Consider the following 13,515-nt stretch of genomic DNA (forward strand, 5'->3'; position numbering starts at 1 on the left):
TATTTTAAGGGAAGTGAGAACTAATTATGCCAAGCACAACAATACGTCAGGACTGGACGGTTGCAGAAGTAGAAGCGATGTTTGCAATGCCGTTTATGGATCTGTTATTTGAAGCACAAACCATACACCGTGCAAACTTCCCGAAAAATGAAGTACAGGTTAGTACTTTATTATCTATCAAAACCGGAGCCTGCCCGGAAGACTGTAAATACTGCCCGCAAAGTGCACGTTACGATACCGGTCTTGAAAAAGAGCGTTTGATGGAAGTTGATAAAGTTATCAAAGCAGCTAAAGACGCCAAAGCAACAGGATCAACACGTTTTTGTATGGGCGCAGCCTGGAAAAATCCCAAGCAGCGAGATATGCCTTATCTTGTTGATATGATTAAAGAAGTAAAATCTTTAGGGCTAGAGTCCTGCATGACGCTAGGGATGCTCGACGGCGATCAGGCTGAGCAGCTTTCAGAAGCGGGCCTTGATTATTACAATCATAACCTGGATACCTCTCCGGAATATTACGATAAAATAATCACCACTCGTTCTTATCAGGACCGTTTAGATACATTGGACCATGTACGTAATGCCGGTATGAAAGTCTGCAGCGGCGGCATTGTCGGTTTAGGTGAAGAGGGCAAAGACAGATCCGGTTTATTAGTGCAGCTTGCTAATATGCCCAGACAGCCTGAAAGTGTACCGATTAACAAGCTGGTTAAGGTTCAAGGCACACCGCTGGACAATGTTGATGATTTAGATGAATTCACCTTTATTAAAACTATTGCTATTGCCCGTATTATGATGCCGAAATCGCATGTACGTTTATCTGCGGGCCGCGAGGATATGTCAGAGCAGACCCAGGCCCTGTGTTTTATGGCCGGTGCAAACTCCATCTTTTACGGATGCAAACTGCTGACTACAGCAAACCCTGATGAAAACTCAGATATGAAACTGTTCAAAAAATTAGGCATTAATAAAGAAGCTGTTAATTTTTCTCCCTTTGAAAAAGAGAAGCCGGTTGATGCCGCAATCGTTCGTCACAGTGAAAAAGATGAACTGTTTTACGATGCAACAAGCAGACTGTAATGGCATTTGATTTTATAGAGCAGCAGCTTAAAGTCCGTTATCAAGACGGACTTTATCGTAAATGTACAGTCGCCGATGGTCAGCAGGGGCGTTATCTCATTGCTGATAACAAAACATACCTTAATTTTTCCAGTAATGATTATTTAGGCCTGGCCTCTGATCCTGCTTTAATAAAAGCATGGCAGAAGGGGGCGGAGCTGTTTGGTGTCGGCAGCGGCGGTTCGTTTCTTGTTACAGGATATAACCAGGCACATGCAGAGCTTACTGCGCAATTGAAGGAATGGCTGGGTGTAGAAGCATTAGCACTGTTCAGCTCCGGTTATTCAGCTAATCAGGCGGTTATCAAACTGCTGCTTAATAAACATGATCTGCTTATTCAGGACAAACTGAATCATGCATCATTGATGGAAGCCGGTACGCTTGCCGACTGTAAAATGCTTCGCTTCAGACATAATGATACAGCTCACCTTACCTCTTTATTGAATAATCATAAAGAAGCTGAAGGTAACAAACTAATTATTAGTGAAGGTGTATTCAGTATGGACGGTGACACTGCACCTGTTCAGTCACTGTATCAGCAGGCGCAGGAAAATAATGCCTGGCTAATGATTGATGATGCTCATGGTTTAGGTGTGTCGGGCAGAAACGGCCAAGGCAGTATAGTTGAAGCAGGATTAAAAAATTCTGATGTGCAGATATATATGGCAACCTTTGGTAAAGCATTAGGTGTGGGCGGTGCTTTTGTTGCCGGTTCACAATCTTTTATTGATTATTTAACTAATTTCTCCAAACCTTATATTTATACAACAGGTCTGCCTCCGGCTATGGCTTATACCATCACTCAGGCGACAAAAATGACAGAATCTGAGCAGTGGCGCCGTGATAAGCTGCACAGCTTAATCAAAACATTCAGAGAGTCAGCTGCAGATAAATGCATTGAACTTGGTGAATCACAGACAGCTGTTCAGCCTGTTATTATCGGTGACAGCCGCCGAACCTTAAATCTCGCTGAAAAACTTAAAAAGTTAGGTTTCTGGACAACCGCTATTCGTCCTCCCACCGTGCCGGTTAACAGTGCCCGTTTACGCATTACCTTAACCACGAATCATGAAATAGAAGATCTGAAAATGCTGATTGACGCTATTAGCCGGATTATCAATGAACAGTAGAATAATAACTAATGGGCCGCTTGATATAAACAAGCAGGCTGTTGAAGCATCTTTTTCTAAAGCCGCCGAACATTATGATCAGTTTGCTCAGCTGCAGAGAGATATCGGTCTGCAGCTGTTTAAGCAACTATCGGCAGATAAGCCGGCAAATATTTTAGATCTCGGCTGCGGCACAGGTTATTTTAGTGAAAAGTTAGCTGATTTTTATCCGCATAGTTCTCTAACTTGTTTTGATCTTTCTAGCGCTATGCTGGAGCAGGTAAAACAAAAAAATCTAGTGCAGGTGACCTGTCAGCAGGGAGATATCGACAAGCAGCCTTTTCCTAAAAACTTTTTTGATCTGATTTTTTCTAATCTGGTTGTGCAGTGGAGTGCGGATCTCGGCTGTTGTTTACAGCAGTTAAAAGAATCCTTAACCACGGGGGGCAAATTACATATTTCAACGCTTCTTGACGGCTCACTTCATGAACTTACCCAGGCCTGGAAGAGTGTTGACAGCCACCCGCATACCAATTCATTTTTAAGCTTAGCGGTTATTGAAGAGTTATTAGCACCGCTTGCTTTTCAATCGCTAAAAATAACTACAGAAACCCGCACTTTAGAGTATGACAATGTCATTGAAGTGATGCGCGCTTTAAAAGGCATAGGTGCAAATCATGTTCATGGCCATCAAAGGTTAAAGTTACAAGGCAGGCAGCTGATCAATCAATTAGAACAAGGTTATTCTCCTTTTGTTAATGACAATGGTTTATTAAATTTAACTTATCAAGTTTGTTATATAGAGGCTGTAAAATAGATGTTTAAAGATAAAACTGTATTTGTGACCGGTACTGATACCGATGTTGGAAAAACTATCTGTGTTAAAGCACTGCTGCAGGCCGCCGGGCGGCAGAGTTTAACTACGCTGGCTTATAAACCCATTGCCGCCGGCTGCATGGTAACCTCTAAGGGACTGCGCAACGACGATGCATTGATTTTACAGCAGAGCAGCACAGTTACTGTGCCGTATCAGGCTGTTAATCCGATCGCTTTTAAGCCGCCCATTGCACCGCATATTGCCGCAGAGCTGGTCAATACTCCCATAGAAGTGGATGTCATAACTCAGGGGCTGAAAGTTCTGCAGGATAAAAAAGCAGACCTGTTAATTGTGGAAGGCGCAGGCGGCTGGCGTTTACCATTAAATAATGAACAGCTGTTATCGGACTGGGTAAAAGCACAGAAGCTGCCGGTTATATTAGTGGTCGGAATGAAGCTTGGCTGTCTTAATCACGCACTGTTAACTTATGAGACGATTGTCAACGACGGTCTGAATGTGGTCGGCTGGATTGCCAATCAGCTGCAGCCCGACATGCCCTATTATGAGCAGAACCTGCATTTGCTGACCAAGAAATTAGATGCGCCGCTGATTGCAGAAATTCCTTATCTTAGCAATGTTAATAACAGTGATTTAGCTCAATATGTAAATTGCGATTTCAGCTGATTTAAATTCACAGCGGCTGCTTTACATTTAAAAGCAGCCGCTGCTATTCAGACATTACCTGCAGTCCTTAATATCCCGCCCGGATTGACATAATCCCATATTATAGAAATTACCATATACTTATCAGTGCAAGGCATGCAGTAAACAGGAGTGTTTACTTTATAAGGCTAAAGGACTGTCTATGATAAATTCATTAAAGCAGGCAAGCAGGTTTTCCTCTCGCAGCAAATTTATTATTCTGCATACATTGACCAGTGCAGGAGTTATCCTGTTTCTTCTGTTCTTTTATTACTCTTTTTCCAGCAGCCTTAAACAGGAAAAATATATTCAGGCCAAGCACCTCTCTGAAGCTGGAGTCGGTGTTATACAGTCCTTTCATCAACAGGCAGTAAAAGGAGAATTAACACTTGTACAGGCGCAGATGCTGGCTAAGAAAGCACTGCAGTCTGCTGTGTATGGTAAAAACGGCTATTTCTGGATCAGTGATACACGAGGCAAGCTGTTGATGCACCCTTATCAGACACAGAAAGTCGGCGATAATATGCTCAACTGGACTGATATAAATGGAAAATTCTTTTTCCGCGAGCTGATTCGTGAAGCTAAAGCGGGTGGGGGCTGGGTTTCCTATTACTGGTCAAAACCGAATACGGAAACTGAGTACCCGAAAATATCTTATGTCGAATACTTTGAATCATGGGACTGGGTCCTAGGTACCGGTGTCTATCTTGATGATGTAGAGAAAGAGATCTACTGGGCTATGCTCCAGACTTCGGGCATTGTTATCGGCTGCTTTTTAATCTTTACTATTATTATCATTTTAATAGTTAATCATTTTGTGCGCGAGCTTGAAGAGCTGGCCATAAGAGACGGTCTGACAAACCTATATACAAAACGTTTTTTAAAAGAAATTCTGCCGTCTATTATCAATAAAAATCAGCGCGATAAAGACTGTTTAATGGCGGCCATTTTTATGGATATTGACCACTTCAAGCGGGTAAATGATAATTACGGTCATAACAATGGAGATAAAGTATTACGGAAAATAGCTCAAGTTGTGATCGATGATACTCGTGCGGGAGATTTCTGTATCCGTTTCGGCGGTGAAGAGTTTCTTGTTGTCGGTGTATTTGCAGATGCACAGACAACGATTGATATTGCAGAAAGGATCCGCGTAGATGTTTCGCAGTTACAGTTTGCTGCTGAAAAGAAAAAATTTCAAGTTACATTAAGTGCAGGTATTGCACTGTATGACAGTCAAAAAGAAACCTTTGATGATACGATAAAACGCGCGGATAAAAAACTGTACGAATCGAAACAGGGCGGCCGTGATCGTGTTTCTATTTAATTATTATTGTCAATAATTGTGCGTTTAACACAAGTAAAATAATTGATGAAATGACAGGGAATACTAACATATAGATATAGTTGTTTATCTACCGGGTATTACTGTTAAGAGAATTCAATAATGAAAATTCAATTTATTGACACCACAAAGGAAACACTTGAACAATATTTTGCATATTACGTCAGCAGTTTAAGTTCTCCAATTGATTCATTTTTAGAGCAGTATATTTTAAATTCAGATTTCCTGCGCATTGAACTAGATGAGCAGACTATTGGATATGCAGCCGTTCATCAGCAGTTTTTAATAACGCAGTTCTATTTAACAGATGCTTACAAGCCGTTAGGGCAGGAAGTCTATCATCAGCTAAAAAAAACGGCGCAGGTTAAAGAGGCATTGGTACCTACTTGTGACGAGTTCTTTTTGAGTCATGCGCTTGAATCTAACAGAGGTTTTGAGTTTCAGGCGTATATTTTTCAAGACTGTAAAACTGCTGATCAACATGTAAATGAACTTGCCGGTTTTGAACTGGTATTAGCAAGCCAGCATGATATTTTTTTTATTAAAGAAAACAGCGGTGATTTTTTTACTGATCTGGAAAAGCATATAGAAGAGGAGGAGATATATATTGGTTTGTACCAGGGGGAAAGAGTATCATTCGGCATTATTCAAGAGTCCCGTATCTGCACACAATTTGCCAGTATCGGCATGTATGTCATCGAGGGCAAAAAACAGCTGGGATTTGCAGTAAAAACCTTATTTTGTTTAAAAAATTACTGTTATAACAGGTGTATGTATCCGGTGGCAGGGTGCTGGTATTATAACCATAACGCTAAAAAAGCGCTTAATAGCGCCGCAATGTTCGCTAATACAAGGCTGTTAAAAATCCAACTGTAAATCACTTGTTCGCCTGTGAAGAGCCGGTTGTAAGTGAAAGATAAATATGTATTTTTAATGCCCGCATAGATACAATGTAAACTTCAGTGCAGATAACTATTTGAAGAAAACATGTACCCAAAATTTATATTATTAATAACCAGCTCTGCATTTATTTATTCTGCACTCACAGCTGTAATCCCGAGCTCTCTAGTCTACTATTACGGCTTAATTAATACGCTTACCTTCCTCTGCTACGCCGTTGATAAATATGCCGCCTGTCATAACCGCTGGCGTATTAAAGAGTCAAGGCTGCATCTGTTGTCTCTTATCGGAGGATGGTTTGGTGCGCTGGTGGCACAGATAATTGTAAATCATAAATTATGCAAAACCTCTTTTCAGGCTGTTTACTGGTTAACTGCAGTACTTCATAATATTGCTCTAGTGTATTTTTTATCTGAACAGGGTAATGAATATATTGTGCTGCTGCTTAACTACATAAATATTCCGTAATAAAAGAAAATATAAAGCTTTGCTTTCCGGCTGATAACAACTGTGTATTTTTCAATTAATTTTACTGTGTCTCTCATTTTTATAATAACTGCTTAAAGTTATTGATGAATTTTTGAAAAAGATGAAAAAGCATCCTATCTTCAGTCCATTACATGGATTATTACTGTTAAGCTTGGTGATTTTTATTCTCTTATTGCAAAGCAGAGATTCAAGATCAGACAGTTAATCTAATTTTAATTTATCTGATATCGGTTTATTTATGCTTAGAATTAGACATTATTTACCCGGAGAAGAGCCTCTATTAAGAGAGCTGTTATTTAATACAGTTAGAAATATTAACTGTCGTGATTATTCTCAAGCTCAGGTTCAGGCCTGGGCGGCAGAAGAATATGACCCTCTCGAATGGCAGGCTCGTATCAAATCCATTAATCCATTTGTGGTTACGCTTAAGAATGAAATTGTAGCCTATGGGGATCTGCAGTCGGATGGTTATATAGATCATTTCTTCTGTCACTATCTGCACCAGAAAAAAGGTATTGCAAAGGCTTTAATGCGTCTGTTGTTACGAACGGGTAAAGATAACGGCATAAAAAGGTTTTATTCCAATGTCAGTATTACTGCAAAACCATTCTTCGAACACTTCGGCTTTAGAATTGTTAAGGAGCAGCTGGTGGAAATGAACGGACTGGTATTAAAAAACTATTTAATGGAGAAAACCGTCTAATTATAAGTGCCGGTTCCTTAAGTGTTATTTCTTATAAACCGCTCTAGTTTATTTGACGCTTATTTATCAGGCACTAAACTTATCCTTGTATCTCTTTGTTAAGGATTGATAATGAACAGGCTATTGTTAATCATTGTGTTTACTGTTTTACCTTTTCATTTATCCGCTTCACAAATTCTGCGTGTAGGCTCTACATTATGGCCTGGATATGAACCTCTGCATTATGCTAATGAGTTTGGTATATATCAAAAGTATAACATCCGCACGATTGACTATCCCTCTGCCAGTGAGGTTTTACGTGCATTCAAAAACAGAGCTCTGGAAGCCGCCGCCTTAACACTTGATGAAGTTGTTTCATTAAGACGTTTAGGTATAAAAATGAAAATAATTCTCGTTTGTGATGTTTCCGATGGTGCTGATGTGATCCTGTCAACACCGGAGATCAATTCGGTGAAACAATTAAAGGCTAAACGAGTTGCAGTGGAACCATCGGCCGCCGGAGCCTATCTTCTAAGTCGGGCACTGCAGATTCATAATGTAAAACTCAATGAGATAGAAATCGTCAAAATGGATGTCAGTACCGGTGTTGATGCATTTACTAATAACCAGGCCGATGCTTTTGTGACCTATGAACCGATGCGTACAAAATTAATGAACTTAGGCCTGGTGGAAATATTTACCAGTAAAAGTATTCCTAATGAAATAGTTGATGTGCTGGTGGTTCATGAAAGTGTTTATAATAACAACAAAGAGCAGCTCAATATATTAATCCAGGGCTGGTTTATGGCGATGCAGGTATTTCAGAACAACCCGGTGAGAGCTTATGATTATGTTTCATCGCGTATGCAGATAACGCCGGCTAAGGTTCAGGAAAGTTACTTCGGGCTGAAGCTGGTAAGCCTTGCTGAAAACCATAAATTTCTTTCCGGCGCGGAAGCTGTGCTCTTTAGCAGCTGGACAAGAGTAATACAGCATATGAAAAATACTCGGTTAATTAATGAGTCCATTGCTGCTGACAGCATCATCACAGGTGAGTTTCTGCCGGAGAAATAATGAGAATTTCAATCCGCAATCTGTTTTCTATTATCTTATTCGGCTTAGTATTTGTTATAACGGTTTTCAGTTATATTATCAGCCAGGCTAATGTCACTAATGTGGTGCGTGAAAATATAGAAAGTGATCTGTTAAACGAGCTGAATCTTCTTCAGAGTAATTACGAACGTTATATACTGTATAACCATGCCGTTGGTATTAATCAGTCCATTGCGGCAAAAGCTTCCAATGTCAATGTGTTGAAACTGCTGGTCACTTATCCTGACGGTACTGTACGCGCATCAACAACTCCTCAGGATTTAGGTAAAAACTGGCGGCAGTTAAATTATCAGTTTTCTGCGCAGCAGATAACAGCTGTCGCGGCCAGTCAGTTAGCTTCAGCCCTGTTTGATCCGCAGCAGCGTTGGATTGACGGGGTTGTTCCTATTTGTCAGACAGCGATAGAACTTGGTCTGCGGGGGTCCAAATGCGGTTTTGCTGTTTTACGCCTGGATTATAATTATAGACTGTCCAGTGCTAATAAGATTCTGATTGAGCAGTCTGTCTACCTTGCACTCGGCAGTCTGCTCAGTGCTCTGTTTTTATTACTGATATCACAGCGTTTAATTACCAGGCGAGTGCAGACTATCCTGCACACGTTCAAAAACTGGATTGGTGGTGACCGGCAGTCAAGAATAGTTTTTAAAGGTAACGATGAACTTTCTGATATTGCCGGGCTGGCAAATAAACTTATTTACAGATTTGCCCAGGATGAAAATACACTGCGTAAAAGTACGCAGCTCAATGATGCAATAATCAGCGGTACTAAATATGCCATTATTTCAACTTCGCCGCAGGGGCTTATTCAGCTGTTTAACAGTAGTGCGGAACAATTATGGGGGGGCTCTGCTGAATTGCTGGTTGATCAGCAGGCTTTTCACAGTCTACTGGATCAAAAACAGCTTAAAAGGCGTTCAAAAATGCTGGCAGAACAGCTGCACCGGCCGGTCAGGCCCGACTTTGAACTGTTTACTGCTCAGCTTGAGAACTGCAGTCATTACGACGCCGAATGGATAATCGACAATGCGCAGACAGGGCTGATACCAATACAGTTGTCTATGTCGCCGTTGTTTAATGCTGACGGTGAAATAGAAGGCTATTTAGGTGTTGCTTTTGATTTATCAGAGCAGAAAGAATCACGCCGGCAGTTATATTTAGCTGAAAAAGTATTTAATAATACCAGCGAAGCAATAATGGTCACCGATAAAGACTTAAATATTATTGATATTAATCAGGCTTATACCGATATCACAGGTTACAGCACGCAGGATATTAAATCTAAACGGGCAAACTTAAGCAGCTCAGGGCACCATGACGATGAGTTTTTTCGTCAGATGTGGGAACAGATAAAAGCAACTGGCGCATGGAGCGGCGAGATCTGGGATCGGCGCAAAAGCGGTGAATTATTAGCAACATGGTTAACGGTAAACCGTGTATTAGCTGAAGACGGCAGTGTTGCTAATTATGTCGGATTATTTAAAGATATTACCAAGCAGATAACAGATGCAAAGGAGCTGCACCAGCTGGCCTACTATGATCAGTTAACACAGTTACCCAATAGAGTTTTGTTCAATGAACGTTTAAGCCGTTCCATTCTCGATGCCAAAAGAACCTGCTGCAACTGCGCTTTACTGTTTTTAGATCTGGATCGTTTTAAATACGTTAATGATACCTATGGGCACAAAACCGGTGATCAGGTATTAATTGAAGTCGCCAAGCGCCTTAAAAGTGTGGTCCGCTCGTCAGATACCATTGCCCGCCTGGGCGGAGATGAGTTTGTTGTTATTGTTAATGATTTAGAAAAACAGGATGTACCGCATAAAGTGAATAGTGTTGCTCAGAAAATCTCTGATGCCGTCAGCCGAGTGTACAATTTCGCCAATTTAAAATGTTACATTGATATAAGTATCGGCGTTGCTGTCTATCCAGATGACGGGCAGACGGTTTCCTGTTTAAGTAAAAATGCCGATACTGCGATGTATAAAGCTAAAAACAGTGCTGATGCCGGTGTAGTTTTTTTCACCGACCATATGAACCGTGAAAATGAACGGCGCATGGAACTCGAAGGGGAATTACGCGGTGCATTAGAAAATAACGAGTTGTATCTGCACTATCAGCCGCTGATCAATATTAAAACCCGGCAGCTAACAGGTTTTGAGGCGCTGCTTCGCTGGCATAACCCGCAGCTTGGTGATGTTTCACCATTAGATTTTATCGCTATTGCCGAGGATGTCGGCTTGATTATACCGATAGGTGACTGGGTAATGGAAAATGCCTGCAGGCAGCTTAGTCAATGGTTAGATCTGTATCAGATTCCCTTATCAATGTCGATTAATGTCTCAGCAAAACAGATCCGTTCAAAAAAATTCTTTACGGAAGTGAAATCGATTATTGATCGCTATCAACTGCCGCATCACTTAATAAACCTGGAAATAACTGAAAGTGTATTAATGGAGCAGGATCAGCAGTTAATTGATGAATTAATGCCTTTATATGAACAGGGGATAAAAATTTCAATCGATGATTTTGGTACGGGCTACTCATGTTTAAGCTATCTTAAAAATATTCCAGTAACCACAGTAAAAATTGACCGCTGCTTTATCGCTAATTCGCTTAGTGATTCTGTTGATTTAGCTATTGTTAGGGCGATAATATCAATTGCAGACAGTATGTCTTTACAAGTGGTTGCTGAAGGTATTGAATGTGAAGAGCAGCATCAGCTGCTGCAGGAACTGAACTGCCAGGGCGGGCAGGGGTATTTATATGCAAAACCCTTATCAGTACAGCAGGCAGAGCAGTTTATTTCAAAATTTTTACCTATAATTACTCAGTCTAAACAGGTTATTTGTAATAGTAATCAACGCAACAAGGAAGATAATAATGGTGACATTTGAAAGAAGACTGCAGCTGGCCCATGAGGAACTACAGCAGTCTGGAATTTGGAAGTCTAATTATAAGCCCGTCCCCCTGACCTTAATAAGGCGGATGGGAATCCAGATTAAACCGCCTCATTACCGGAAATTTCTGGTTAATTTTCTTAGTTATGCGGTGATTGTGGCGACAGCATGGGGAAGTTTAATGTGGCTGCTGGTTTGGCGGAGTGTACAGTTAGAGTTTTATAGTGTTTTTGTGATAAGTGCCTGCGTGGGTTTATTATTTGGTTTTACTATGGCGATCTATTATAGATTCAGTGCACAATATCACCATTTATCAAACTGGCAGGACTTTAAGTAACTGCACAATATTTGCGCTCAGTCGGCTGGAGTTACCAGGGTAATTCCTCGCCGCTGCTGTGCCAGAATCCACCTGAATTAGCGATGCTTAATGATTCAATGATGCTGAATATGCCTTGAGCTGATTCCTCTGCGGAGATCAGTCCGTTAAAGGCAACCATGCGGGTTTTAACCCAGCCGGGATGAATTACTGCAGCCATAATCCCCTGGTCTTTTAAATCCACAGCAAGAGATTTTGTAAAAGCATTTAATGCCGCTTTTGAAGCTCTATATCCATAACGTCCCCCTGAACCATTATCGGCAATTGAACCCATACGGCTGGTGATGTTTATGATCTTGCCGCCTTCTGACAGACAGGGTAAGAATTTTTCGCTAACCATTAACGGTGCGTAAGCATTAATTTCCATCTGCCGGCGCAGACTGTCTATCTCAATTGAGCCTAAAACATCATCTTGTAATAATCCTGCGTTATTGATTAACACATCCACCTTAACTGTTTTCAACTGCTCATAGATACGCTCCAGATCTTCCTGACGGGTAAAATCAACAGCGCAGATAAGACGGTCAGCTGTCTCTTTTATCTCTGCACTTTCACTACGGCACAGTGCAATAACCTGATAACCATTTTTCTTAAACAGTGCCGCTAGTGCTAAACCAATACCGCGGTTAGCGCCGGTAATTAATAATGTTTTTGACATAAAACCTCACTAATAAATTTCCAATTAAAACAACTCTTAAGGTATATACCCATGTTACCTCAAGATGCTTTGTCAGGCACTCGCTCGAATACCAGAACAAGGAGCAACATGAGGTAATGGTACTCCCTTTTCGATTGTTGCAGCGCGGGGCTGGTTTTCGAGCCAGCGCCCCGTAGGGCAAGGCAAACAGCACCAATCTGCGTTGTTATAAAATCTCTATGTAGAATAACTATAAAAGAATTAAAGTATTTATTTTAATTCTACCGACAGAGGATTAACGTAGTTAATCGCTCGAAAGGTTCAATTTTATGCCTGGCATCTTGGCACAGCTTGCCTTGCTGACTTTGCATCTTTAAGTATCATGGGTATAAGATATAACGTTAAGTTATGCCTTGCCTAGAATCGAGTCAGATATACTACCCTAAAATATATACCGGAAATATAGTTTTCAGCTCTAAACTACCCGCCTTGCGCAGCAATATTTTACAGCCGCTTGCTATACCACTCTCAATAAAGAACAGGATTTATCATGAACAAACAGTTTAAATTAATACTTGCAGCCCTTGTTGCAGTCACGACTCTTTTCACCGTTCCAGCGTTTGCTTCGCAAACAGTTAAAGTCGGCATGTCAGGACGGTATTTCCCGTTTACCTTTTCACAGCGCGATGTTCTGCAGGGATTTGAAGTTGATATCTGGAATGAAATAGGCAAACGTGCTGACTATAAAGTTGAATTTGTAACATCAAGTTTTTCAGGTTTATTCGGTATGCTTGAAGCGGGCCATATTGACACTATCTCCAATCAGGTAACGATTACCCCGGCCCGTCTGGAAAAATATGTGTTCTCTACACCTTATGTTGTGGACGGGGCACAAATCGTAGTTAAAAAAGGGCGTACAGATATACAGTCTGTAGATGATTTAAAAGGCAAAAAAGTAGCTGTAAACCTTGGCAGTAACTTTGAGCAGCTCCTGCGTGCATTTGATACAAAAAATGAAATCACAGTTGTTACTTACGATTCTGGTTTTGAGCAGGATGTTGTATTAGGTCGTGCCGATGCATTCGTAATGGACCGCGTATCAACTGCTCAGTTAATAAAAAAATCAGGTCTGCCGCTGCAGCAGGCTGGTGCACCTTTTCAGAAGATTGAAAATGCCATGCCGTTTTTAAACACTGCAGAGCAGACTGCTATCCGCGATAAAGTAAACGAAACACTGCTCAGCATGCGCAATGACGGTAAATTAGCTGAAATATCAGTTAAATGGTTCAACACCGATATCACTAAATAAAATAATTTAAAAATTCCAGAG

At 40.9% G+C, this 13,515-nt stretch carries 13 protein-coding genes; 12 read left to right on the forward strand and 1 reads right to left on the reverse strand.

Annotation, left to right across the window (positions count from 1 at the left end; translation table 11 throughout):
• Positions 1-26 precede the first annotated feature (26 nt).
• The 11 genes from bioB to G337_RS27990 all read left to right on the forward strand — a co-directional run bounded on the left by bioB (position 27) and on the right by G337_RS27990 (position 11,509).
• A complete protein-coding gene (gene bioB / locus G337_RS0120895) occupies positions 27-1,079 on the forward strand; it encodes a biotin synthase BioB (protein WP_028865571.1) in 1,053 nt (350 codons plus the stop codon).
• On the forward strand, positions 1,079-2,248 hold the full coding sequence (gene bioF / locus G337_RS0120900) for an 8-amino-7-oxononanoate synthase (protein WP_028865572.1): 1,170 nt from the start codon (positions 1,079-1,081) through the stop codon (positions 2,246-2,248). Before bioB ends, bioF begins: the two co-directional genes overlap by 1 nt.
• Positions 2,238-3,044 (forward strand): malonyl-ACP O-methyltransferase BioC, encoded by an 807-nt coding sequence (gene bioC, locus G337_RS0120905; protein WP_037028264.1) that lies wholly within the window; start codon positions 2,238-2,240, stop codon positions 3,042-3,044. Before bioF ends, bioC begins: the two co-directional genes overlap by 11 nt.
• Entirely contained in the window at positions 3,045-3,728 is a 684-nt protein-coding gene (bioD, locus tag G337_RS0120910) for a dethiobiotin synthase (RefSeq protein ID WP_028865574.1), read from the forward strand.
• Between the two features lie 181 nt (positions 3,729-3,909).
• Positions 3,910-5,073, forward strand: coding sequence for a cache domain-containing protein (locus G337_RS0120915; protein ID WP_028865575.1), 1,164 nt, complete (start codon positions 3,910-3,912; stop codon positions 5,071-5,073).
• 120 nt (positions 5,074-5,193) lie between these two features.
• Positions 5,194-5,967 carry a hypothetical protein gene (locus G337_RS0120920; protein WP_028865576.1) on the forward strand — a complete coding sequence of 258 codons (774 nt, stop codon included), beginning with the start codon at positions 5,194-5,196 and terminating at the stop codon, positions 5,965-5,967.
• A gap of 111 nt (positions 5,968-6,078) precedes the next feature.
• Positions 6,079-6,459 carry a DUF1294 domain-containing protein gene (locus G337_RS26995; RefSeq protein ID WP_037028267.1) on the forward strand — a complete coding sequence of 127 codons (381 nt, stop codon included), beginning with the start codon at positions 6,079-6,081 and terminating at the stop codon, positions 6,457-6,459.
• 259 nt (positions 6,460-6,718) lie between these two features.
• Positions 6,719-7,183: a GNAT family N-acetyltransferase gene (locus tag G337_RS0120930; RefSeq protein ID WP_028865577.1), complete on the forward strand. Its 465-nt coding sequence runs from the start codon at positions 6,719-6,721 to the stop codon at positions 7,181-7,183.
• A gap of 111 nt (positions 7,184-7,294) precedes the next feature.
• Complete coding sequence (locus G337_RS27000) at positions 7,295-8,236, forward strand: ABC transporter substrate-binding protein (RefSeq protein WP_051303466.1); 942 nt, start codon at positions 7,295-7,297, stop codon at positions 8,234-8,236.
• Positions 8,236-11,169, forward strand: a complete 2,934-nt coding sequence (locus G337_RS27985) for a putative bifunctional diguanylate cyclase/phosphodiesterase (RefSeq protein WP_051303468.1) — start codon at positions 8,236-8,238, stop codon at positions 11,167-11,169. The genes G337_RS27000 and G337_RS27985 overlap by 1 nt, the downstream gene beginning before the upstream one ends.
• Complete coding sequence (locus G337_RS27990; protein ID WP_051303470.1) at positions 11,156-11,509, forward strand: DUF6404 family protein; 354 nt, start codon at positions 11,156-11,158, stop codon at positions 11,507-11,509. The genes G337_RS27985 and G337_RS27990 overlap by 14 nt, the downstream gene beginning before the upstream one ends.
• A 31-nt stretch (positions 11,510-11,540) precedes the next feature.
• Here the strand turns inward: G337_RS27990 and G337_RS0120950 are convergent, their stop codons facing one another.
• Positions 11,541-12,206, reverse strand: coding sequence for an SDR family oxidoreductase (locus G337_RS0120950; RefSeq protein ID WP_028865578.1), 666 nt, complete (start codon positions 12,204-12,206; stop codon positions 11,541-11,543).
• Between the two features lie 529 nt (positions 12,207-12,735).
• Between G337_RS0120950 and G337_RS0120955 the strand changes: the two genes are divergently transcribed.
• Positions 12,736-13,494, forward strand: coding sequence for an amino acid ABC transporter substrate-binding protein (locus G337_RS0120955; RefSeq protein ID WP_028865579.1), 759 nt, complete (start codon positions 12,736-12,738; stop codon positions 13,492-13,494).
• Positions 13,495-13,515: the final 21 nt, after the last annotated feature.

Source organism: Psychromonas aquimarina ATCC BAA-1526, assembly GCF_000428725.1.
Classification (GTDB): domain Bacteria; phylum Pseudomonadota; class Gammaproteobacteria; order Enterobacterales; family Psychromonadaceae; genus Psychromonas; species Psychromonas aquimarina.